This is a genomic window from Micromonospora sp. NPDC005291 (genome assembly GCF_040607415.1).
Taxonomy (GTDB): domain Bacteria; phylum Actinomycetota; class Actinomycetes; order Mycobacteriales; family Micromonosporaceae; genus Micromonospora.
In genome coordinates this window covers 144297-167851 of record NZ_JBEXGR010000017.1, presented here as the reverse complement: position 1 = coordinate 167851, position 23555 = coordinate 144297, and the positions used below count along the sequence as shown (strand labels likewise).

Genomic DNA, 23555 nt, shown 5'->3' with positions numbered 1-23555 from the left:
TGAAGGCGAGCCCAGCGGCGGTCAGTGCGGTCTTACGGATCAGATCGGTACGCATGATGGCGTGCTCCTCTGCCTTGGGGGAACCCACACAGCACCCAGGGGGGGTGCTGCCGTGCGGGGGGAAAGGTTCACGGGAACGTCCCGGCGATCCGGGGGGACCTGCTCGGGGTTCCGGGGGGATGTAACCGGGGCGGCCTACCGGATGTTCCCGGGGGCCTGCCGGCGTCTGGCGGGTCTTACCCGACCAGCGGTTACGGGGGATGTAACCGGGGCGGCCGGTCGGGTGTTCCCGGCGGCTGCCGTGCACCGGGCCGGGGGGCCACGGTCGCATGCCAGGTATAACGACCCGGGCCGGCCCCCGATTCCACCGCCAGAGTGGCCCCGACCACGGGACAGCCAGCCCATAACCGGACAGCCAATCCAACCGGCCACACCCCGAACCGGACACCAACCCCCACCCGCCCCCAGACCCACCCCGGGGGCCACAGCCGCTCCGTCACCCGGAACGCTGCCTCCCGACGCGGTTCAGGCACACACCACCCTGAAAGTGCGCCGATCACGGCCCACTTCAAAACCCGTCAAGCTGGCCTTCGAGAGACAGCGGATCCGACCGCCGGAGACCCCCTCCCATCACCGGCTGGATCGTCCGCCGAGACTCCTCGACAGCCGTAATCAGACAAAGCGCCCAATAAGAACCGTCCGACGAGGCCCTCGTTGCCCGCCCGGCCCCAAGATCGTGCTTGATCCAGGAAACAGGGCCCTCAGCTCCTGAACGAGGCAACTACAACCAGGATCGAGCACGATCATGCGAGACAAACACACCAACAACCGACAGGCGGAGACGGGCAGCGAGCAGCGCATCGCGGGCGGGCAGCAGGCAGCGGGCAGCGGGCAGCGGGCAGCGGGCAGGCGATCACGTACACGCGAGCGCGCGGGCAGACACGCGAGCACGCGGGCTGGGAGCAGGCTCAGGGACTTGGCGCCGCTGTTGCGCTGTCGTCGGCTGCCGTGTCCTTGTCGAGGGCGGCCAGGATCGCCTCAGCGGTACGCCGACCCACCCCCGGCACCTCGGTGATCTCCTCAACGGTGGCGGCAGAAAGCCGCTTGAGCGAGCCGAAGTGACGCAGCAGCGCCTTGCGCCGCACCTCCCCCAGACCGGGCACGTGGTCCAGCGCCGACTCGGTCATGCGCTTGGAGCGGCGCTGTCGATGGAAGGTGATGGCGAACCGGTGGGCCTCGTCGCGGACCCGTTGCAGCAGGTAGAGGCCCTCCGAGGTGCGCGGCAGGATGACCGGGAACTCGTCGTCGGGGAGCCAGACCTCCTCCAGCCGCTTGGCCAGCCCGCACAGTGCCACGTCGTCAATGCCCAGGTCGGCGAGGGCCTGCGCGGCCGCAGCGACCTGTGGAGCACCGCCGTCGACGACCACCAACTGCGGCGGGTACGCGAACTTTCGCGGCCGGCCGGTGGTCGGGTCGATCAGGACACCGACCTGCGGGTCGACCGCGGCTCCCGGAGTGGCCGGGTCGTCGGCCGACTCGACCCCCACCTCGCCCGTCTCGGCCCTGGCGTCCAGGTAGCGGGCGAAACGGCGGCGGAGCACCTCGGACATCGCGGAGAGGTCATCGGTGGCGCCTCGGACGATGAACCGCCGGTACTCGTTCTTGCGGGGCAGCCCGTCCTCGAAGACCACCATGCTGGCGACCACGTCGGTGCCCTGGATCTGGGAGATGTCGAAGCACTCGATGCGCAGCGGCGAGGTGCGCATGCCAAGCGCCTCGCTGATCTCGTCCAGTGCCTTGCCCCGGGTGGTGAGGTCACCGGACCGCTTGAGCTTGTGCCGAGTGAGTGCGTCCTTGGCGTTGCGCTCCACCGTTTCCATGAGTGAGCGTTTGTCGCCGCGCTGCGGCACCCGCAGTGACACCCGGCTGCCCCGGTGGTTGGAGAGCCATTCGGCCAGCGCATCGGCATCCACCGGCAGCTCGGGCACCAACAGCTCCCGGGGCACGTCAGTTTCGCCGTGCTCGCCTCCGTACACCTGGGTGCAGAAGTGGTGCACCAGGTCGCCGGTGGTCAGGTCCTCGGTCTTCTCCACCACCCAACCGCGCTGGCCGCGGACCCGACCGTCGCGGATGTGGAAGACCTGCACGGCCGCTTCTAGGGGGTCGTCGGCGAACGCGACCACGTCGGCGTCGGTGCCGTCGCCCAGCACCACGGTCTGCTTCTCCATGGCCCGGCGCAGTGCGGCCACGTCGTCGCGCAGCCGGGCGGCCCGCTCGAACTCCAACTGCTCGCTCGCCTCGGTCATCTCGCGCTCGATCTTGCGGACCATGGTGTCGGTGCGCCCGGCCATGAAGTCGCAGAACCCGTCGACGATGGCGCGGTGCTCGTCGGCGGAGACGGTGCCGACGCACGGCGCCGAGCACTTGCCGATGTAGCCGAGCAGGCAGGGACGACCGACCTGGCCGGCCCGCTTGAACACCCCGGCGGAGCACGTCCGGGCGGGGAACACCCGCAGCAGCAGGTCGAGGGTCTCCCGGATCGCCCAGGCGTGCGAGTACGGCCCGAAGTAGCGCACCCCCTTGCGCTTCGCGCCGCGCATCACCTGCAGCCGCGGGTATTCCTCGTCGAGGGTGACGGCCAGGTAGGGGTACGACTTGTCGTCGCGGTAGCGGACATTGAACCGGGGGTCGTACTGCTTGATCTCGGTGAACTCCTGCTGGAGCGCCTCGACCTCGGTGCCGACGGTGATCCAGTCGACCGACTCGGCGGTGGTGACCATCTGTCGGGTGCGCTCGTGCAGGTTCCAGATGTCGCCGAAGTAGGAGTTGAGCCGGCTGCGCAGGTTCCTCGCCTTGCCGACGTAGATCACCCGGCCGGTGCCGTCGCGGAAGCGGTAGACCCCCGGTGACTCCGGGATGGTGCCGGGTGCGGGGCGGTAGGTCGAGGGGTCAGCCACGCCAGCAAGCCTAGTCCGCAGCACCGACAGCCCACCGCCAGCGTGATCGACTCGGCCTCCGGGAGATCGGGGTGGCGAAGGGCGCCGGACGCCCCGACCTCCCGGAACGCGAGTCGGTCAAGCGGCTGAGCCGCGCAACTGGCCTGGGCCAGGAGTCAGGCCAGCGAGATCTGGTCGCCGGTGACCTTGATGTCCTTGGGCAGCAGCGGCTTGGTGGCCGGGCCGGCCTTCACCGAGCCGTCCTCGATCGAGAACTTGCTGCCGTGGCAGGTGCAGTTGATGGTGCCGCCGTCGACGTTCGTCACGGGGCAGTTCTGGTGGGTGCAGATCGGGCTGAAGCCCTTGAACTGGCCGGCGGTGGGCTGGGTGATGACCACGCCCTCGGCGGCGAGGACCTTGCCGCCGCCGACCGGGATGTCGGCGGTGGTGGCCAGCGACTGGGCGCCCTGCCGGTCGCCGCCGCCCGCGTCACCGGTGCTGGGCACCGCCGGACCGCCGCTGGTGGGGGCGCTGCTGCTGCCGCTGCCGTCGTCACTGCCGCAGGCAGCCAGGACGACGGCAGCGCCGACCGCCCCGACGCCGGTGAGCAGGGTGCGACGGGTCTGCGTACCCGGACCGGTCAGCGCCTGATCGTCACTCATGCCTCGCCTCTCTCTAGCCCACTACGCCGGACAGATAGCCGGCCGCACCTCTCCACACGGGCAACTGTGCCGGATGGTTCACCGCGGCATCTGTCTGACCCAGGAAATGGGACGGGGCGGGCCCGGACCGGCTCGCGCACGCCGCCATCGACGTGTGTGAACCCGATCGGACCCGCCCCCGGGGAGTTGAGGGTCAGCGCGCGGCGGCCGGCACCTTGCGGCTGGCCCGCGCCTTGGTTACGCCGTTGGCCTTGGCCGCCCGGGTGGTGGCGGCGGCCGCGCCCTTGGCCTCGCCGTCGAGCTTGAGCACCTGGCGCAGGAACTCGCCGGTGTGGCTCTCGGCCACCTCGGCGACCTCCTCGGGGGTGCCGGTGGCGAGCACGCTGCCGCCCCGGTGGCCCCCCTCCGGACCCATGTCGATCAACCAGTCGGCCGTCTTGATCACGTCGAGGTTGTGCTCGATGGTGATCACCGTGTTGCCCTTGTCGACCAGCCCTTCCAGCACCATCAGCAGCTTGCGGATGTCCTCGAAGTGCAGGCCGGTGGTCGGCTCGTCGAGCACGTAGACCGTCCGCCCGGTGGAGCGCTTCTGCAGCTCGGAGGCGAGCTTGACCCGCTGCGCCTCGCCGCCGGAGAGGGTCGGCGCGGGCTGACCGAGGCGTACGTAGCCCAGGCCGACGTCGACCAGGGTCTTGAGGTGCCGGTGGATGGCCGGGATGGCGGAGAAGAACTCGGCGGCCTCCTCGATCGGCATCTCCAGCACGTCCGAGACGGTCTTGCCCTTGTAGTGCACCTCGAGGGTCTCCCGGTTGTACCGGGCGCCCTTGCAGACCTCGCAGGGGACGTACACGTCGGGCAGGAAGTTCATCTCGATCTTGATGGTGCCGTCACCGGAGCACGCCTCGCAGCGCCCGCCCTTGACGTTGAACGAGAACCGGCCCGGACCGTAGCCGCGCACCTTGGCCTCGGTGGTCTCGGCGAAGAGCTTGCGAACGTGGTCCCAGACCCCCGTGTAGGTGGCCGGGTTCGAGCGCGGGGTCCGGCCGATCGGCGACTGGTCCACGCCGACGACCTTGTCCACGTGCTCCAGGCCACCGACCCGGGTGTGCCGGCCCGGCACGAGTCGGGCACCGTTGATCTGGTTGGCCAACACCGCGTACAGGATGTCGTTGACCAGCGTCGACTTGCCCGAGCCGCTGACCCCGGTGACCGCGATCAGCTGGCCCAGCGGGAACGAGACGGTCAGGTTGCGCAGGTTGTGCTCCCGCGCGCCGTGCACCACCAACTCGCGGGCCGGGTCCTGCGGGCGGCGCTTCGTCGGCGTTGGGATCGACCGCCGCCCGGACAGGTACGCCCCGGTGATCGACTCCTTGTTCTTCAGCAGCGCCGGCACGGAGCCGCTGTGCACGATCTTGCCGCCGTGCTCACCCGCGCCGGGCCCGATGTCGACGATCCAGTCGGCGGTGCGGATCGTGTCCTCGTCGTGCTCCACCACGATCAGCGTGTTGCCCAGCCCGCGCAGCCGGATCAAAGTCTCGATCAGCCGGTGGTTGTCGCGCTGGTGCAGCCCGATCGACGGCTCGTCGAGCACGTAGAGCACGCCCACCAGGCCGGAGCCGATCTGGGTGGCGAGCCGGATGCGCTGCGCCTCACCGCCGGACAGGGTGCCGGCCGGCCGATCCAGGGAGAGGTAGTCCAGACCGACGTCGAGCAGGAACCGCAGCCGGGCGTTGATCTCCTTGAGGACCCGCTCGGCGATCATCTTCTGCCGGTCGGTCAGCTCGATGCCGGCGAGCAGGTCGGCGCAGTCGCCCACGGACAGGTTGCAGACCTCGGCGATGCTCTTGCCGGCCAGTGTGACGGCGAGCACCTCGGGCTTGAGCCGGGCGCCGCCGCACGCCGCGCACGGCACGTCGCGCATGTAGCCCTCGTACTTGTCGCGGGACGACTCGGACTCGGTGTCGGAGTGCCGGCGCTCGATCCACTGCACCACACCCTCGAAACCGGTGTAGTAGGAGCGCTCGCGGCCGTACTTGTTGCGGTAGCGCACGTGCACCTGGTCGTCGGAGCCGTGCAGGATCGTCTTCTGCGCCCGCGCCGGCAAGGCCCGCCACGGGGTGTCGACGTCGAAGTGCTGGGCCTCGCCGAGCGCCTCCAGAAGGCGCAGGAAGTATTCCAGGTTGTGCCCGGTGGACCAGGGCTGGACGGCGCCCTCGCGCAGGCTGCGCTCCGGGTCGGGGACCAGCAGCTCCGGGTCGACCTCCTTCTTGGTGCCCAGGCCGGCGCACTCCGGGCAGGCGCCGTACGGCGCGTTGAAGGAGAAGACCCGGGGCTCAAGATCCTCGATGGCCAGCGGGTGGTCGTTGGGGCAGGCCAGGTGCTCGGAGTAACGGCGCTCCCGGTCCGGGTCGTCCTCCGGCAGATCGACGAAGTCGAGCAGCACCAGGCCGCTGGACAGACCCAGGGCCGCCTCGACCGAGTCGGTCAGCCGCTGCTTGGCGCTCGGCTTGACGGTGAGCCGGTCGATCACCACCTCGATGGTGTGCTTCTCCTGCTTCTTGAGCTTCGGCGGCTCGGTCAGCGGGTGCACCACGCCGTCGACCCGGGCCCGGGCGTAGCCCTTGGCCTGCAGCTCGGCGAAGAGGTCGACGTACTCGCCCTTGCGTCCGCGGATGACCGGGGCGAGCACCATGAACTTGGTGCCCTCGGCCATGGCGAGAACCCGGTCGACGATCTGCTGGGGGCTCTGCCGGGAGATCCGCTCGCCGCAGACCGGGCAGTGCGGCTCGCCGATGCGGGCGTAGAGCAGGCGCAGGTAGTCGTACACCTCGGTGATGGTGCCGACGGTCGAGCGCGGGTTGCGCGAGGTGGACTTCTGGTCGATCGAGACGGCGGGGCTCAGGCCCTCGATGAAGTCGACGTCTGGCTTGTCCATCTGACCGAGGAACTGCCGGGCATACGACGAGAGCGACTCGACGTAGCGGCGCTGCCCCTCGGCGAAGATCGTGTCGAAGGCCAGGCTCGACTTGCCCGACCCGGACAGCCCGGTGAACACGATGAGTGCGTCCCGGGGCAGGTCGAGACTGACGTCACGCAGGTTGTGCTCGCGCGCGCCACGGATGATCAGTCGGTCGGCCACGGTGCGTGTACTCCCGGGAGAAGATAAAGCGGAGGATCTGTCCCGCTCTGGGGTGGTTCTGAGCGGTCGTGCGGGCGCGGAAAACACGCCTCGGCAACTCTAGCCCCGAGGTATGACAGTTTTCCCCGCCCGCACATTCCCCCAGCTCAGCCCGGTCGGCCGCGCCGATCGGACGCCGCTGGCAGCTCCGGATGAAAGCCGCCGATCGGACGCCGCCAGCAGCGCCGATGGAGGACGCCGGTCAGTAGCCTCCGGGCGTCGGTGGCCGGATCGCCCGACGTCGGGCCGAACGCCAGCCGCCACGCCGCTCCGCCGCCGCCCGCGCATCCCGCCGTCGACTCTCGTGAACAACCTCCCCCTGCAGCCGCTGCCAGCTCTCCCACCGGCGGGTGGAGAGCTCGCCGGTGTGCAGGGCCTCGCGGACCGCGCAGGCGGGCTCGCCGTCGTGCCCGCAGTCGGCGTACCGGCAGCCCTCGGCCAGCCCGGCGATATCGGCGAACGCCCGGCCCAGCCCGGCCGAGCCGTCCAGCAGGCCGACCGCCCGCACACCGGGTGTGTCGATCACCGCGCCGCCGCCGGGGATCGGTACGAGGGCCCGCCAGGTGGTGGTGTGCCGACCCTTGCCGTCGACCCGCCGGATCGCCTGGGTCGGCATCATCACCGCCCCGGCGAGGGCGTTGACCAGGCTCGACTTGCCGGCACCGGATGGTCCGAGCAGGCCGAGCGTGCGGCCGGGTGCCACCTCGGCGCGCAGCGGGTCCAGACCGATGCCACGCTCGGCGCTGACCGGCAGCACCGGCACCCCGGGAGCGACCGCGGCCAACTGGCGGGCCAGCGCGGCCGGGTCGGCCGCGAGGTCGGCCTTCGTCAGCACCACCAGCGGGCGGGCGCCGGACTCGTGGGCCAGGGAGAGCAGCCGTTCGATCCGGCCCACATCCGGCTCGGGGTGCACCGGCTCCACCACGGCGGCCGCGTCGAGGTTGGCGGCCAGCACCTGGCCGCTGGCGTCCTTGCCGGCGGTACGCCGGATCAGCGCGGCCCGCCGCGGCAGCACCGCCTCCACGGTGACGCGGCGGTCCGGCCAGTGCGTGAGCAGCACCCAGTCCCCGGCGCAGGGCAGCGCGGACGGGTCCCGGGCGGCGGCGGCCAGCACCGCCCCGCCCAGGCTGGCCCGGACCGGGCCGGCGGCCGTGAGCACCGTGCAGACCCCCCGGTCCGCCCGGGCCACCCGACCCGGGTGGTGCTCGCCGCGTCGCGCGGCGTACGTCGCCCACTCGGCGTCCCAGCCGAGGGCGGTCAGATCGATCGTCATGGCATCCTCATCGGTGTCGAAGCTGGTGATGGCGGAACACGCGTGCCACGTCCGGCATGATCACCACCCCCGTCCGATGTCCCGGTGCCGCGTATGCCGCTGACGGTAGGGTCCGCACCGACGCGCCGAAAGCGATTTCCCCTGCGACGGCGCGACGGCGGACCGTTAGGGTCGACGGGTGACCACGGATCCTCTGCTACTGATGGGCGAGGTGGACGCGGCCACCAGCCGGCTACTGCGTACCGCGGCCTCCTTCGACGCCGCGGACCTGGCCACCGCGTCGCTGCTCCCGGGCTGGACGCGCGGCCACGTGCTGGCCCACCTGGCGCGCAACGCCGATGGTTTCGTCAACCTCCTCACCGCGGCCCGCACCGGCGAGCCGCTGCCGATGTACGCCTCGCCGACGGCCCGCACCGCGGACATCGAAGCCGGCGCGGGCCGGCCACCCGACGAGCAGCTGGACGACCTGCGGCGCACCGCCGACCTGTTCACCGAGGCGGTCGCGGCGATGCCGGCCGACGCCTGGGCGGCGACGGTGCAGGCTCGCCGAGGCCCGTGGCCCGCCGCCCTGCTCGTCTGGGGCCGCCTACGCGAGATCGAGGTGCACCACCTCGACCTGGCCGCCGACTACCGACCCGCAGACTGGTCGGAGACGTTCGCGCACCGGCTGCTGCGCGAGGCGGCCAGCCACCACGCCAACGGGCCGAAACCGCCGTCGATGGTGCTCCGCCTCGACGGCAGCGAGCACGATGTGGTGATCGGGGACCGCGTCGGCGCCCCGATCGTCGCCGGCCCCGTCTCCGACCTCGCCGCCTGGCTGATCGGCCGGGCCGACGGCGACCCACTCTCCGTCACTCCCGACGGTCCCCTGCCTACTCCACCGGAATGGATATAGACACCTCATGACATACAGCGGAGACGTCACCCACGGCGGCGCGCCGGCGGTGCGGGAGCTGGACGGGCTCACCATCAGCAAGCTGTCGGTGGGCCCGATGGACAACAACGCCTACCTGCTGCGCTGCACGGGCACCGGGGATCAGGTGCTGATCGACGCCGCCAACGAGGCACCGCGGCTACTGGACCTGATCGGCGACGGCGGCCTCACCGCCGTGGTGACGACCCACCAGCACATGGATCACTGGGTGGCCCTGGAGGAGGTGGTCGCCAAGACCGGCGCCCGGGCGCTGGTGCACGCCGACGACGCGGCAGGGCTGCCGATCGAGGCGGAGGTGCTGACCGAGGGCGACACCGTGCCGGTCGGCGACTGCGCGCTGGAGGTCATCCACATCAAGGGGCACACCCCGGGCTCGATCGCGCTGCTCTACCGCGACCCGGCCGGCACCCCGCACCTGTTCACCGGCGACAGCCTCTTCCCCGGCGGTGTGGGCAACACCGACAAGGACCCGGAGCGCTTCGCCGCGCTGATCGACGACGTCGAGCACAAGCTGTTCGACCAACTACCGGACGACACCTGGTTCTACCCCGGCCACGGCAAGGACAGCACCCTGGGAGCAGAACGCCCAGCCCTCCCCCAGTGGCGAACCCGAGGCTGGTAAACGCTGACCGAAAACCACCAGGATCCATAACCCACCGCTGGGCACGGCACCCCCGGACGGACTCCCACCACGACGGGGGCGGGGCCCGCCGTGCCCGGCGCAGGGATCAAGCCTGACCGCCCGGAGCCGGGCACGGCGGGCCCCCGCCCCCGCACCGCAACCAACGGACCCGGCCCCCGCACCGCAACCAACGGCCCCCGCACCAACAGGCCGCACCGAAACCAAGAACTCAACCAGTCAAAGAGAACAACCGCCGCCGAGCCCCCAGCAGCACGACGGAAGCCAACACCAGCCCGACCCCCATCGTGACCAGCAGCGGGTTGGGCGCCCCCGGCAGCAGCCCGGCCAGCGACCGGGACGCGGCGCCCAGCGCGAGGTAGAGACCGGCCCAGGCGGCCGCGCCGAGCGCGGCGCAGCCGATAAATCGCCGGTACGACATCCGCAGCCCACCGGCGGCCAGCGGAAGCAGCGCGTTGAACACTGGCAGGAACGGCGCGACGACCATCATCCGGCCGCCTCCGCGACGCAGGATTCCCTCGGCCGCCGTCCAGCGCGTCTCGCCGATCCAGCCGCCGACCCGACTGCGTCGTAGCCGCTCGGAGTAGCGGCGGCCGATCAGGAAGCTCAACGACCAGCCGGCCAGGCAGCCGACCAGCACCGCGGCGAAGGTGGCCAGCCCGGTGGTCGGGCGGCCCACCCCGACGGCGGCCAGGATCGCCACGTCACCGGGGACCAGGACACCCAGCAGGGGTACGGCGTCGAAGAGCATGACGAGCCCGAGCGCACCCATCAGCAGCAGGAGGGGCAGTTCGCCGATCTGGGCCAGCCATTGCGTCATGCCTCGTACGCTATGGCCGCCCCACCACTCTGGACATCCGGTCAGAGCCCCCAGCGACCCCTGGTATCCGCCTCGGGGTCGTCCCTGAGGCGCGCCTGCGCTCAGGCAGGTCGCAGCACCTGCACCCGGCGTAGCGACGAGTCGACCGAGGGTTCGGTGGTGGGCACCGGATAGTCGGCCAGCACCGTGAGGCGGTCTGCCGGTAGGTGACCCCGGCCGGGGTCGCCGACCAGCACATCGGCACCTCCGGCGGCGGCCCTCTGCAGGAACGGCAGCATCCGGTCTGCCATGGCGCGGTCGTAGAAGACGTCCCCGGCGACGACCAGGTCCGCCTCCGCGTCGGTGCTGTCGAGCAGGTCGTCCCCGAAAGCGTCGACGGCGACCCGGTTGGCCCGCGCGTTGAGTGTGACGGCGGCGACGGCGTACGGGTCGATGTCGTTGGCGACCACCTCCGCGGCACCGGCCAGCGCGGCGGCGATGGCCACCAGGCCCGACCCGGAGGCGAGGTCGAGCACCCGGCGACCGGCGGCCAGCTCCGGGTTGTCCAGGAGGTGGCGGGCCAGGGCCTGGCCTCCAGCCCAGGCGGACGCCCAGTACGGCGCCGGCAGGGCGTGCCCGGCGGCGGCCTCCATTCGAGCCCACCAGACGATCGCGTCCTCGGCCAGGTACAGCCGCACCTCGGGAACGAACGGGGTGGGCACCAACCGGAGCCGGTCCAGGCCGTCGCCGGACGTCTCGATCTCGCGTTCCAGCTCGGTCAGCGCGTCGGCTGCGGCACCCTTCATCGGCGCAAGCATGCCCCAGCGACGGGTGGTCGGGGCGGCTTTCGCATGCCGGCGCGCAGAAGTTCACCCGACTTCACAGAAAGACCTACGGCACTTCGGCCAGCGGATCCGGGTTTTGCCCGTTACTGTCGAACAGGTACGGGCGATCACCGGCCAGAGGTCGGTGGTCAGCCGCTTTGAACAGGGAGAGATGCATGGCAACCGGCACGGTTAAGTGGTTCAACTCGGAAAAGGGCTTTGGCTTCATCGAGCAGGACGGTGGAGGTCCGGACGTGTTCGTCCACTACTCCGCCATCGCTTCGAGCGGCTACCGGGAGCTCAACGAGGGCCAGAAGGTCGAGTTCGAGGTGACCCAGGGGCAGAAGGGTCCGCAGGCGGACAACGTCCGCCCGATGTAGCTCCGTGCCGGTGACGGCGGCCGGTCTCCGGCCGCCGTCGCAGCGCACTCAAGACGCCGCCGGGGCGGCGGGCAGGTCCCGCCGCCTTCGGATTGGCCCGATCAACAGAATCACCGGGGTGACCGCCAGCCAGGCGGTCATCACGAAAATTGCTGTCCCGACGTCGTAGCGCGCGCCGATCGCACCGGCCAACACGGCCGCCAGCGGGATCGTGCCGTAGTTGAGCAGATGCATGCTCACCGTCACGCGGCCCAGCAGGTGGTGCGGCGTGTACGTCTGCCGGAAAGCCCCCTTGACCACGTTCCCGATGGCCACGCCAAGGCCGATCAGCAGGCCTCCGAGGGCTGGCCAGGCCAGCCCGGTGCCGGGTGCGGCGAGCGGGATGAGCAGGGCGGGCGGGCCCGTGAGCGCCGCCCCGATCAGCAGTGCCCGCGCGGTGCCACAGCGCCGGCCCAGCGTGGTGGCGAGCAACGCCCCGATGATCCCTCCGGCGCTCATCACGGCGATCAGGACGCCCACCAGGCCCGGTTCGAGACGCAACTCACGGACCAGGAAGACCACCAGGACGGCCTGGTAGCCGGTCAGCCCGATGTTGCTGGCCGCGCCGAAGACCGTCAGCACCCGCAGGTACGGGTCTCGGGCGACGAAACGCAGTCCCTCGGCGATGTCGCGGCGCAGTGACCGGGACTGGTCCACTCGGCGGACGCGCGGTTCGACGGTACGGATCCGCAGCAGGCACACCGCGGAGACCAGGAAGCTGATCGCGTCCAGCAGCAGAGCGGTGACCGCACCGATGAGCTGGGCGATCAGACCTGCGAGGCCGGGCCCGACGACATAGCTCGCGGTCTGGGCGGCGTGCAGCTTCGCGTTGCCCTCCGGCAGTTGCTCGGGTCGCAGCAGCACCGGCAGGTACACCTGGTCGGCTGTCTCGAAGAAGACCCGGGCCACGCCGGCGCTGAGCGCCACCAGCAGCAGGTGCCAGACGGTGAGCCGGTCGAGTGCGGCGGCGAGCGGCACGCTGAGGAAGAGCAGCGCGCGGAACAGATCGCACGCCACCATCACGGGTCGGCGGGGCAGCCGGTCCACCCACGCGCCGGCCGGCAGACCGATCAGCAGCCAGGGCAGCCAGGCCGCGGCGGTGAGCACCGCCACCTGGAAGGTGCCGGCGTCCAGGACGGCGACCGCAACCAGCGGAAGCGCGACAGTGGTGACGTTGCTGCCGATGCTACTAACCGTCTGGCCGGTCCAGAGCAGCCGGAAGTCGCGGTGCCGCAGCAGCCCGCCGGCCTGGCGGACGTGGGTCGGGCCGCTGCGGGTGGCGGCGGTCACGGTCGGGCCGGCACGCCGTGGACGAACACGAACACCGGTTGGCGCTCGGCGTCGTCGTCGGGCAGGTCACGGTTGGCCCAGCGCGAGAGGATGCCGATCATCTCGCGGCTCAGCTCGGCCAGTTCCTCGGGCGTGAGGCGCAGCCAGTGGTCGGTGGAGAACGCGGCGTCGTGCCATGATGCCTGCTCGGCCTCGTCGGCGGCGTGCCACGCCCGGGCCAGGGCGACGTGCCGGTCGAGGTTGAGCGAGGTGGCCGCGTCGGCGACCGCGCGGGCGGCCGGGTCGGCGTCGAAGTCGGTGTTGGACCAGCGCAGCCCTCGGGTGACCAGCCGCCACCACCGTTCGCGCCGGTCCCGGGCCAGCTCGGGGGCCTCGGTGACCAGATCCGCGGCGGCGAGGACCTTGAGGTGGTGGCTGACGTTCGCGGGCGCCTGGTCGGTGCGCTCGGCGAGCAGGCCGACGGTCGAGGGCCCGTGCACCTTGAGCACGTCCATCAGCCGGCGGCGCAGCGGGTGGGCCATGGCGGCCAGCACCCGCGAGTCGGTGATCTGGCGTACGTCGGGTGTCTCCATGCCGTCAGGATGGCATTCGCAACAACTGTTGCGCAATGGCTATTGCCCAACAGTTGTTGCGGAGTGGAAACGCTGGGAGGGGCGGCCCGGTGGGGGCGGGCCGCCCCTCGCTCAGGCGACGAGCCGGCGGGCCAACTCGTCGGCGACCTGCTTGGCCATGGCGGGCGGGATCGCGGCGGCGATCTTCTCCGGCGTCAGCCCGGCCAGCACGCCGGCGATGATCGCCTGCTCGTCCGGATCCCCGGCCGGCCGGTCAGCCGCCGCGGCGATGACCGCGATGGGCGAGCCTGGCGCCGGGGCACCGACCACACCGGGTGTGCCGGGCGCCGACACGAGCCAGTTCCGCAGGTTCGACAGGTCGGCCAGAACGTCGTCGACGGTGCGCTGCGGGCGGCCGGTGTCGCGCTTGATCTTGTCGGTGAGTTCCATCTCAGTCTCCTCCGTCAACGGTGGTGTGGCGATTAGGCCGATGGTGGTGAGGTAGCGGCGGAACAATGGCCGCTGGTCGCGGCCCGCCTTGATGGCGTCACGAAAGAAGCTGAAGTGGGTGTGCCAGCGGTGTGAACTGTCGCCGGTGCTGCGCTTGCCGAGGCGGTCCCACCGCTTCACCGTGGTGCCGTCGGGGCTGTAGATGATCTCGCGGATGTCCCGGGTGTCGGCCGCGTTCGCGGCGCACTGCCCCACACACCAGACTGCGAAGCTGGCCATGGTGTGTGTTCGTCCACCGGAGCGGACCTCGAACCCGCCGACGTCCAGCGCCGCCGCGTCGAGGGTCAGGCCGGCACGGTCCCGGGGTGACTCCACCACCGAGTAGTCGCCGGCGACCACCCGGTCCGATCCACAGTGGTAGCCGCCCCGGTGGGCCGGGTCGCCGACGATGCCGACCTCCGCCGGCTCCAGATCGTCGGGCCCGGGGGCGTTGTCGAGGTAGGTGAGAAGCAGGCTTCGGACGGCCAACAGGTTAGCCGGGGCCCGGGTCATGGGGTCCCCCTCTCTGATGGGCGGGGACCGGGCACGACGTCACACCGCGTACGCGGTGCGGGGCTTCGGGCGAGCCCGGCCTATTGCTGCACGGCGCCGGGCGTTGGCTCAACGATAGCCCGCGTTTTGGAAGAATGCCCAGCTCAGAGGGGGTCAGTTCAGATTGGAGGTTGCGGCGAGCCAGAGTGGACGATCGGCAACAACAGCGCCGAGGGGTACGCCGGGTCGTGCAGAACCTGCCGCCAACCGGCACGCAGCGTCACCGCCGTACCGAGGGGTTCCCCGGTGCCGGGGTTGCGTGCCCAGCGCGGATGGGCCCCACCGGCGACCTGCACCCGCAGCCGGTGCCCGACGGCGAACCGGTACGCGGTCGGCCAGAGCGGCACCGGGACCCGCAGCACCCCGGACGGGTCGGCCGGGAAGCGGTCGGGCGTGACCCGGACCAGACCGTCGCACACGTTCCACGAACGACCCCGGCGGTCCACGTCGCACAGTCGGACGAAGACGTCCAGGTGCGGCAGCTCGGTGCGGACGTGAATCTCCGCGCGTACCGGGCCGATCACCTCGACCGGCCCGGTCAGCGGGGCGCTGGTGTAGGTCAGCACATCGGGGCGGGCCTCGACCCGCCGGTTGTCCACCGGGCCGGCCCGCTGGGCCACGAGCAGCGGCCCACCCAGCGACGGGGTGGGGTCGGCCGGGTCGTACCGGAACTCGTCCGGCGCCGAGGCGACCGGTGGGCGCACCGCCAGCTCACCACCCGGATGCAGGTGCCAGGCGGTCTCGACCGCCGGCGGTGGCCAGTCGGGCAGGTCACGCCAGCCACCGGCGGGACCACCCACGTACAGCCGGACCGGTGCGGACGCGTCATGGCGCGACCGGCCGCCCGCCGCTGGCGCAGCCGCCAGGTGCTCGTCGAGCCAGGCCAACCCCTCCCGCAGGGCGGCCACGAACAGGCCGGGGCTGCCGTGCGTCCACGGGCCGATCACCAGGCGCGGCTCCGCGCCGCCGGCACGCAGGGTGGCGTGGTCGTCGAGCTGAGCGGGCAGGAAGATGTCGTGCCAACCGGTGACCATGACCACCGGCGCCCGCACCCGGGCCACCTGGTCGGCGAAGACCCGGGTCCGCCAGTACACGGCCTCCGGGGTGTGGTGGCGCAACCACTCCTGGAAGAACGGAATCGTCACGCCGGTGGCCACCCGGTCGGCGGCCTCCAGCGGTAGGTGCTCCAACGCGGCGGCCAACCGGGGTTGTCCCCGCTTGAGCTCCCACTGCCGGGCCAGCCACGGCACGGTCTGCGCGTGCAGCAGCTCCGCCCAGGTCAGCACGGTGTCCAGGGCGAAGGACTCCCCCGCGTACGTCGAGTCCCGGGTGGCCGAGGCGGTCACCACCGCGACCATCGCGCGCAGCTCCTCGTCGGCGTCGGCGGCCAACGCCCACTGCGCGAAGCCCTGGTAGCTGACCCCGAACATCCCGAGCTGCCCGGACCACCAGGGCTGGCGACGCAGCCAGTCCAGGGTGTCCATTCCGTCGTCGCGCTCGTGCACCAGCGGGGCGAACGTCCCGCCGGAGCCGTCGGTGCCCCGGCACGACTGGATCACCGCGTGCCGACCCCGCGCGGCGAGCAGCCGGCCGAGCAGCCGCAGCGGTCCGCCCCGCCCGTACGGAGTGCGGATCAGCACCGTCGGCGCGTCCCGAACGCCCGGGGCGTAGTGATCGGTGCGCAACATCACACCGTCGCGGGCCCGGACCGGGATGTCTCGGGTGACCCGCACCGGGCCGGGTCGGGTCGGTGGCAGCCGCAGCACCGCGCCGGCGAGGCGGGTGACGAGGCGGGCCGGCACCGGTCAGCCCGTCGGGCGGCGGAGCGGCTCGGGCCGGGTGGCGCGCACCTCGTCACGGTGCGCCCGCACAGACTCGCTCATCTCCGCCATGAACCGTTGCACCACTTCCAGCTCGTCCTCGCTGAAGCGGGCCATCACCGTGTCGGTACGGGCGCCCAGCGGCCGGAAGAACTCCATCGCCAGGGCGGCGCCCTGGTCGGCGTAGTGCAGCAGCACCTTGCGTCGGTCGACGGTGTCCCGGTCCCGGCGGATGTGGCCGGCCCGCTCCAGTCGGTCGATCAGGGCGGTGACCGAGCCGGAGGAGAGGTTGAGCCGCTCACCGAGGCGGCCGGGAGTGATCGGGGCACCCAGAAGCTCGGCGTCCATCACCGCGATCAACGCCTGCAGGTCGGTCGGGTTGAGGCCGTGCAGGTTGGCGAAGGCGTGGCCGACCTGCTGGGCGTCCGCCGAGTACCGCCGGAGGTTGTTGGTGATCTCCGCGACCAGCTGCTCGCGGCGTGTGTCGCGCCGCCGGTACATGCCGTGAGTCGCCACCTCGCGCCGGTTCTCCCCCCTCGTCGGTCCTCGGAGTTGCAGCATAGATCAGTCGTGGATAGTGTAGGTAATCAAGATACTCGAATTTCGAAGGACCTTGAGGTCACCTGATGTCTTTCTTCACCAGGGTCGCCCGCGGCCGGTTGGCCGCCTGGCTCACCGTGGCCATCGCGATCGTCGTCGGCGCGGCCGTCTTCGGTATGCCCCAGCCGGACAACCCCCAACCGGTCTCGGCCACCGGCCTGTCGGTGGAGTGGCAGTCGACACAGGTGCAGCGCCTGCAGGACCAACTGCCGTCCAACGAGGTCCAGCCCGCCATCGTGGTGGTCAGTCGGGGTGACAGCGCCGCGCTGAGCGAGGACGACCGGGCCGCGGTGGCCACGCGCTCCAACGAGCTGGGCCGCTTCGCGGTGGGCGGGCAGGTCAGCCCCCCGCAGATCTCCCCGGACGGCACGGTGGCGCTGGTCGCCGTGCCGCTCAGCACCGCCGGTGGCCAGGACGAGGTCGTCGAGACGGTCACTGAGCTGCGCGCCGCTCTGGCGGCGGACCTGCCCGACGGGCTGACCGCCGAGGTCACCGGCTCTCCCGCGTTCACCGCCGATCTGTCCTCGGTCTTCGACGGCGCCGACGTCACCCTGCTCGCGGTGACCGCCGCCGTGGTCGCGCTGCTGCTGCTGATCACGTACCGCAGCCCGTTCCTGTGGGTCGTGCCGCTCGTGGTCGTCGCGGCGACCGAGCAGATCACCCTGCGCGCGGTGGACACGATCGTGCCGGCCTTCGGCATCAACCTCCAGCAGGGCCAGGTCACCGGCATCGCCAGTGTGCTGGTCTTCGGTGCCGCCACCGACTACGCCCTGCTGCTCATCGCCCGCTATCGGGAGGAGCTGAGGCGCGAGGAGAACCGGTTCGCCGCGATGCGGGCCGCGCTACGCCGCACCGCCGAGCCCATCCTGGCCAGCGGCGGAACCGTGGTGCTCGGCGTCCTCACCCTGCTGCTCAGTGAGCAGGAGACGAACAGGGCACTGGCGGTGGCCTGCGCCACCGGTGTGGTCTTCGCCATGCTCTCCGCGCTGTTCGTGCTTCCCGCCGTGCTGGTGCTCTTCGGTCGCGGCCTGTTCTGGCCGTTCGTTCCCCGCGTCGGTGGCCCGGTCCGCGAGGGCCGGCTCTGGGGCCGGCTCGGCACGGCCGTGGAGCGCCGCCCGGTGGTGGTCGCGGTGCTGGCCACCATGCTGCTCGGCGGCCTCGCGCTGGGCGGGCTCGGCATCCGCACGGGCCTGTCCGAGACCGAGCAGTTCCGGGCCGAGCCCGAGGCGGTGGTCGGCGCGCAGACCCTGGCCGGGGCGTTCCCCGCAGGCAGCACCCAGCCGGTAGCCGTGATCACCACCCCGACGGCGGTGCGGGCGGTCACCGACGTAGCCACCAGCGTCCCCGGCGTCGCCTCGGCGCGCCCCGGCGACGCCAGCGACACCGTCGCCCAGGTCGACGTGGTGTTGGACGCCGAACCCGGCACCACCGCCTCGGACCGCGCCATCGAGGCGCTGCGTGCGGCGGTCGCCGCCGTACCCGACTCCGCACCTCCGGCCGCCGCCGGCGCCGACGCGCCGTCCGGGGCGCTCGTCGGCGGATCCGTGGCCGCCACGTACGACTCCGACGAGGCCAACGACCGCGACCTGCGGCTGATCCTGCCGATCATCCTGCTGCTGGTCGGCGCCGTCCTGGTGCTGCTGCTGCGTGGGCTGCTCGCGCCGGTGCTGTTGGTGCTCACCGTGATCGCGTCGTTCTTCGCCAGTCTCGGTGCGGCCTGGCTGCTCTTCGACCACGTGCTGGGCTTCCCGGCCCTGGACAGCGGCGTGCTGCTGCTCGCCTTCGTGTTCCTGGTGGCGCTCGGCGTGGACTACAACATCTTCCTGGTCACCCGGGCCCGGGAGGACGCCCGCAAGGTGGGCACCCGGGACGGGATGCTGTCCGCGCTGCGGGTCACCGGTGGCGTCATCACGAGCGCCGGAGTGCTGCTCGCCGCGGTCTTCGCCGTGCTCGGCGTGCTGCCGCTGATCACGTTGACCCAGATCGGCATCATCGTCTGCATCGGCGTCCTGCTGGACACCCTGCTGGTCCGCACGGTGCTGGTGCCGGCGCTGGCATTCATGCTCGGCGACCGTTTCTGGTGGCCCGGCCGAATCACCCGCGACCGTGTGGAGGACACCCCGGCGTCGCGGGAGCTGGTCGCCGCTCGCGACTGACCGAATCACCGCGCATGCGACGGGGCCGTGGCGAATCCGCCACGGCCCCGTCGGCGTCGGGTCAGTAGTCCAGGCAGACGCACTCGGTCATCAGTGCCCGCACGTTTCGCACGTACGACGGGTTGGGGATGACCAGCGGTTTCCCCTCCTGCGCCACCGCACCGTGCCCGAAGTTGTAGGCGGCGATGACCGCGTTGAGCAGGCAGGAATTCAGCTCGGCGGTGCACAGGGCCGGGTCGAGACGGAAGTCGGAGTCGAAGTACATGTCGCCGATGTACTTGGTCGCCCAGGCCAGGTAGGTGGCGCCGAGGTAGGCGTTGTCCCGGTAGGCGTCGATCTTGTAGCTCTTCTCGAACCGCTGGTTCATCCAGGTCGCGGTAGCCGGCATCACCTGCAACAGCCCGACGCCGCTGTCGCAGGCGTAGATGTTGGACTGCCAGCCGCTCTCCTGCCACGCGGTGGCCTTGAGCAGGTTGAGCGGGATCTTGATGTCCGGTGCGGAGGTCGGCCAGTAGGTGCGACCGGCCGCGTCGGTCAGCGCCGCCTTCACCTCGGCCCGGGTCGCCTGGGTGCCCTTGTAACTCGGCTTGCAGGAGCTCGGCCCCGGCTTCGGTGGGGCCGGGGGGACCTTGGTCTCGGTGGGCGGTTTCGCCACCGCGCGCGGTTTCGGCGCCGCGCGGGTCGGCTTCTTCGTCGGCTTCGGGGTCGGGGACGCGCTGCGGCTCGGCGCGGCACCCATCGACGCCACGGCGCTCACCGACGGGCTCGGCTCTTCGGTGACCTCATCGGAGGGTGCGTCCGTCGGCGTATCGGCGACCGCGACCGGCGCCGCCAGGTCCTGTGGGCTCTCCCCCTTGCCGGCGCAGCCGGCCAGCGCGCTCGCGAGCAGGAGCCCGGCGAGCACCGCGGCGCCGAGTCGAGCCGTCCGTCGAACCATGCCGGTGCCTCCCCCGTGTGACCGTCGCCGCACCCTAGCAAGGTTCGACCGGGCGACGGTGCCCCTGCGACGGCGGCCGGGCCTGGTCCGCCGGCTGCTCCCGATCCCCCACCGCCCGGTCCCGGGTGGCCCAGGCGACCATGAACACGACCGTCCAGAGCACCCCGAGCAGCACCGCCGCGGCGGTCCCGCTCGCCGTGTCCAGTCCCAGGTAGAGCCGCGCGCCGCCGATGCCGAGCACCCCTGCGGCGGCGGCCGTCCAGGCGGCCACCGCCACCGGCCAGTGGGCACTGCGCGACACCAGCCAGGCCAGGGTGCAGAAGCTCGCCGCGACCACGGCGTTCTGGGTCGAAAGGGGGGCCGTCTCGCCGCCGCCCGGGGTGGTCCCGTGCGGCCCGGTCAGCTCGGCCACCACGGCCAGCACCACCAGCGGCACGAACGCACCCACCGTGCCGACCACGCTGAGCAGGTCCGCCCGCCAGGGTCGGTTGCGCCACGCCAGCACCGCGGCCACCAGCGCCACCAACACGATCAACACCGACCCGCGTACCACCGACACCAGGACCATCGTGGCGTCTGCGGCGTCCGGGGTGCGTCGGGCGGCGAACCAACCCGCGATCGCACCATCCAACGCGGCGAGCCCACTGTTGCGTACCGCCACCGCGAGCAGACCGGCGATGGCGAGCCCGGCGGCGAAGAGCAGCAGGAGCCCGGCAGCCAGATTGAGCAGCAGCGTCCAGGCCGGCCCGATCCGCATGGCCACCAGGAAGAACAGCACCCCGTAGCGGGCTGTGAGCCAGCGCACCGGGGGCAACGCGCCCGCCCGGGACACCAGCGCGCGTGCCGGGTCGGGGTTGCGGCCCAACCACCGGCCGGCGAGCACCACACCCAACAGGCCGGCGAGCAGCACCAGCGCCGCGCCGGTGGCCCGGCCGAGGAGCCGGGAGACCGTGTGGTACGACTCACCGGCGAGGTGACCGAGCAGCACGGAGCCGCCAACCCAGGTCACCACCCCGGCCAGGTTCCACGGTGCGAACCGTCGGTACGGCATTCCGGACGCACCGGCCAGCCGGGGAACCAGGGTGCGGGCGAAGGCCACCCAACGGGCGGCGAACACGCCCCGCCCACCGAGCCGGGCCAGCATGGCGTCGGCCCGGCCCCACCGCTCGGGCCCGACCCGGTGACCCAGCCCGGCACGCAGCCGTGGGCCGTACCGCCGTCCGGCGCGGAACGCCAGCCCGTCACCCACGACCGCGGCGACGATCATCGCAAGCAACGCCGGGCCCAGCCGCAAGGTACCGTTGTAGGTGAGGAAGCCGACGAGCAGCAGGGTAGCCTCACCCGGCACCAGCAGGCCGAAGATCACCGCGGTCTCGCCCGCCACGATCAGCGCGGCGACCAGGTAGATCCACAGGGTGGGCAGACCCTGCACCAAGGTCAGCAGGTCGTGCACTCAGGCCCCCGGGACACGGGAGTCAGCATGCCAGCCGGGGGAACGACCCGGACAGCAGTTTCACCAGAGATCAGGGGCACCTGGGGGTGACCCCGACGCAGCCTGCGCGTGCGCAGGCGGAAGGATAGAGGGTATGCAGCTTCGCACCGACCTCCGCAACGTCGCCATCATCGCTCACGTCGACCACGGTAAGACCACCCTGGTCGACGCCATGTTGCGGCAGGCCGGCGCGTACGGCGCCCGGGGTGAGACGACCGAGCGGGTGATGGACTCCGGGGACCTGGAACGGGAGAAGGGCATCACCATCCTGGCCAAGAACACCGGCGTGCACTACCTGCCGGCGGATGGCTCCGACCCGGTCACCATCAACATCATCGACACTCCCGGCCACGCCGACTTCGGTGGCGAGGTGGAGCGCGGCCTGACCATGGTCGACGGCGTGGTGCTGCTCGTCGACGCGAGCGAGGGCCCGCTGCCGCAGACCCGCTTCGTGCTGCGCAAGGCACTGCGGGCGCGCCTCCCGATCATTCTCGTGATCAACAAGGTGGACCGCCCCGACGCCCGGATCAAGGAGGTCGTGGACGACACCTACGAGCTCTTCCTCGACCTGGACGCCGACGAGGAGCAGATCGACTTCCCGATCGTCTACGCCTGCGCCCGCGACGGCATCGCCTCGCTGACCCAGCCCGCCGACGGCTCGGTGCCGGACGACAGCACCTCGTTGGAGCCGCTGTTCCGCACCCTGCTGGGCACCATCCCGCCGCCCGCGTACGAGGACGGCGCTCCGCTGCAGGCGCACGTCACCAACCTCGACGCCTCGCCGTTCCTCGGCCGGTTGGCGCTGTGCCGGGTCCGCCAGGGCACGATCAACAAGGGCCAGACGGTGGCCTGGTGCCGCACCGACGGCAGCACCCAGCGGGTCCGCATCTCCGAGATGCTGATGACCGAGGGCCTGGAGCGCAAGCCGGCCGAGTCGGCCGGCCCGGGCGACATCATCGCGGTCGCCGGCATCCCCGAGATCATGATCGGTGAGACGCTGGCCGACGCGGAGAACCCGGTGGCGCTGCCGCTGATCACCGTCGACGAGCCGGCCATCTCGATGACCATCGGCACCAACACCTCGCCGCTGGTCGGCCGGGTCAAGGGCTCCAAGGTCACCGCCCGGATGGTCAAGGACCGGCTCGACAAGGAGCTGATCGGCAACGTCTCGCTGCGGGTGCTCCCCACCGAGCGGCCGGACGCCTGGGAGGTGCAGGGCCGAGGTGAGCTGGCGCTGGCCATCCTCGTCGAGCAGATGCGCCGGGAGAACTACGAGCTGACCGTCGGCAAGCCGCAGGTGGTCACCCGGGAGATCGACGGCAAGACCTGCGAGCCGGTCGAGCGGCTGACCATCGACGCGCCCGAGGAGTACCTGGGCGCGATCACCCAGCTGCTGGCCACCCGCAAGGGCCGGATGGAGCAGTTGGTCAACCACGGCACCGGCTGGATCCGGATGGAGTGGCTGGTTCCGGCGCGCGGCCTGATCGGCTTCCGCACCGAGTTCCTCACCGACACCCGGGGCACCGGCATCCTGCACCACGTCTTCGAGTCCTACGAGCCGTGGTTCGGCGAGCTGCGGACCCGCAACAACGGTTCGCTGGTCGCCGACCGCTCCGGCGCGGTCACCGCCTTCGCCATGATCAACCTGCAGGAGCGCGGTCAGCTCTTCGTCGATCCGACCACCGAGGTGTATGAGGGCATGATCGTCGGGGAGAACTCCCGTTCCGACGACATGGACGTCAACATCACCAAGGAGAAGAAGCTCACCAACATGCGGGCGTCGAGCTCCGACGAGACCGAGAAGCTGATCCCGCCGCGCAAGCTGTCGCTGGAGCAGGCATTGGAGTTCTGCCGCGAGGACGAGTGCGTCGAGGTCACCCCGACCAACGTCCGGATCCGCAAGGTGGTGCTCGACCAGCAGCTGCGTGGTCGGGCGGCGGCCCGCCGTAAGCACACCGGCTGATCTCACCAGCACCCGGCACCGGGCGCGTCGGCCGCTTGCG

At 71.5% G+C, this 23555-nt stretch carries 18 protein-coding genes; 5 read left to right on the top strand and 13 right to left on the bottom strand.

Going from position 1 to position 23555, the window contains the following annotated elements; translation table 11 throughout:
• Positions 1-968 precede the first annotated feature (968 nt).
• The 4 genes from uvrC to rsgA all read right to left on the bottom strand — a co-directional run bounded on the left by uvrC (position 969) and on the right by rsgA (position 8049).
• On the bottom strand, positions 969-2957 hold the full coding sequence (uvrC, locus tag ABZT18_RS22600; RefSeq protein ID WP_354994719.1) for an excinuclease ABC subunit UvrC: 1989 nt from the start codon (positions 2955-2957) through the stop codon (positions 969-971).
• 155 nt (positions 2958-3112) lie between these two features.
• Complete coding sequence (locus tag ABZT18_RS22595; RefSeq protein WP_355252447.1) at positions 3113-3598, bottom strand: Rieske (2Fe-2S) protein; 486 nt, start codon at positions 3596-3598, stop codon at positions 3113-3115.
• Positions 3599-3791: 193 nt separating this feature from the next.
• Positions 3792-6737, bottom strand: a complete 2946-nt coding sequence (gene uvrA / locus ABZT18_RS22590) for an excinuclease ABC subunit UvrA (protein WP_355252444.1) — start codon at positions 6735-6737, stop codon at positions 3792-3794.
• Positions 6738-6978: 241 nt separating this feature from the next.
• Complete coding sequence (rsgA, locus tag ABZT18_RS22585) at positions 6979-8049, bottom strand: ribosome small subunit-dependent GTPase A (RefSeq protein WP_355252441.1); 1071 nt, start codon at positions 8047-8049, stop codon at positions 6979-6981.
• 178 nt (positions 8050-8227) lie between these two features.
• Between rsgA and ABZT18_RS22580 the strand changes: the two genes are divergently transcribed.
• Positions 8228-8944, top strand: a complete 717-nt coding sequence (locus tag ABZT18_RS22580; protein WP_355252438.1) for a maleylpyruvate isomerase family mycothiol-dependent enzyme — start codon at positions 8228-8230, stop codon at positions 8942-8944.
• A gap of 7 nt (positions 8945-8951) precedes the next feature.
• Positions 8952-9605, top strand: a complete 654-nt coding sequence (locus ABZT18_RS22575; RefSeq protein ID WP_354994724.1) for an MBL fold metallo-hydrolase — start codon at positions 8952-8954, stop codon at positions 9603-9605.
• A gap of 229 nt (positions 9606-9834) precedes the next feature.
• Here ABZT18_RS22575 and ABZT18_RS22570 read toward each other — a convergent pair whose 3' ends face one another.
• Both ABZT18_RS22570 and ABZT18_RS22565 read right to left on the bottom strand, forming a co-directional pair.
• The gene (locus ABZT18_RS22570; protein WP_354994725.1) at positions 9835-10443 is read right to left on the bottom strand and encodes a VTT domain-containing protein; all 609 of its coding nucleotides are present in this window, start codon (positions 10441-10443) and stop codon (positions 9835-9837) included.
• Between the two features lie 101 nt (positions 10444-10544).
• Positions 10545-11228, bottom strand: coding sequence for a 50S ribosomal protein L11 methyltransferase (locus ABZT18_RS22565; protein WP_354994726.1), 684 nt, complete (start codon positions 11226-11228; stop codon positions 10545-10547).
• 194 nt (positions 11229-11422) lie between these two features.
• Here ABZT18_RS22565 and ABZT18_RS22560 point away from each other — a divergent pair, with 194 nt between their 5' ends.
• A complete protein-coding gene (locus tag ABZT18_RS22560) occupies positions 11423-11626 on the top strand; it encodes a cold-shock protein (RefSeq protein ID WP_007462771.1) in 204 nt (67 codons plus the stop codon).
• A gap of 48 nt (positions 11627-11674) precedes the next feature.
• On the opposite strand, the gene ABZT18_RS22555 is transcribed toward ABZT18_RS22560, so the two are convergent.
• The 5 genes from ABZT18_RS22555 to ABZT18_RS22535 all read right to left on the bottom strand — a co-directional run bounded on the left by ABZT18_RS22555 (position 11675) and on the right by ABZT18_RS22535 (position 16868).
• Positions 11675-12955 (bottom strand): MFS transporter, encoded by a 1281-nt coding sequence (locus ABZT18_RS22555; protein WP_354994727.1) that lies wholly within the window; start codon positions 12953-12955, stop codon positions 11675-11677.
• A complete protein-coding gene (locus ABZT18_RS22550; RefSeq protein WP_354994728.1) occupies positions 12952-13527 on the bottom strand; it encodes a metalloregulator ArsR/SmtB family transcription factor in 576 nt (191 codons plus the stop codon). The genes ABZT18_RS22555 and ABZT18_RS22550 overlap by 4 nt, the downstream gene beginning before the upstream one ends.
• Positions 13528-13638: 111 nt before the next feature.
• Positions 13639-14508, bottom strand: a complete 870-nt coding sequence (locus tag ABZT18_RS22545) for a hypothetical protein (protein WP_354994729.1) — start codon at positions 14506-14508, stop codon at positions 13639-13641.
• 158 nt (positions 14509-14666) lie between these two features.
• The gene (locus tag ABZT18_RS22540) at positions 14667-16349 is read right to left on the bottom strand and encodes a CocE/NonD family hydrolase (RefSeq protein ID WP_354994730.1); all 1683 of its coding nucleotides are present in this window, start codon (positions 16347-16349) and stop codon (positions 14667-14669) included.
• Between the two features lie 3 nt (positions 16350-16352).
• Positions 16353-16868: a MarR family transcriptional regulator gene (locus ABZT18_RS22535; protein WP_354994969.1), complete on the bottom strand. Its 516-nt coding sequence runs from the start codon at positions 16866-16868 to the stop codon at positions 16353-16355.
• Between the two features lie 125 nt (positions 16869-16993).
• Here ABZT18_RS22535 and ABZT18_RS22530 point away from each other — a divergent pair, with 125 nt between their 5' ends.
• Complete coding sequence (locus tag ABZT18_RS22530; protein ID WP_354994731.1) at positions 16994-19123, top strand: efflux RND transporter permease subunit; 2130 nt, start codon at positions 16994-16996, stop codon at positions 19121-19123.
• Positions 19124-19184: 61 nt separating this feature from the next.
• Here the strand turns inward: ABZT18_RS22530 and ABZT18_RS22525 are convergent, their stop codons facing one another.
• Together ABZT18_RS22525 and ABZT18_RS22520 are read right to left on the bottom strand one after the other, a co-directional pair.
• Positions 19185-20060, bottom strand: a complete 876-nt coding sequence (locus tag ABZT18_RS22525; protein WP_354994732.1) for a transglycosylase SLT domain-containing protein — start codon at positions 20058-20060, stop codon at positions 19185-19187.
• 34 nt (positions 20061-20094) lie between these two features.
• On the bottom strand, positions 20095-21513 hold the full coding sequence (locus ABZT18_RS22520) for a DedA family protein (RefSeq protein WP_354994733.1): 1419 nt from the start codon (positions 21511-21513) through the stop codon (positions 20095-20097).
• 133 nt (positions 21514-21646) lie between these two features.
• Here ABZT18_RS22520 and typA point away from each other — a divergent pair, with 133 nt between their 5' ends.
• Complete coding sequence (gene typA / locus ABZT18_RS22515) at positions 21647-23515, top strand: translational GTPase TypA (RefSeq protein WP_354994734.1); 1869 nt, start codon at positions 21647-21649, stop codon at positions 23513-23515.
• Positions 23516-23555: the final 40 nt, after the last annotated feature.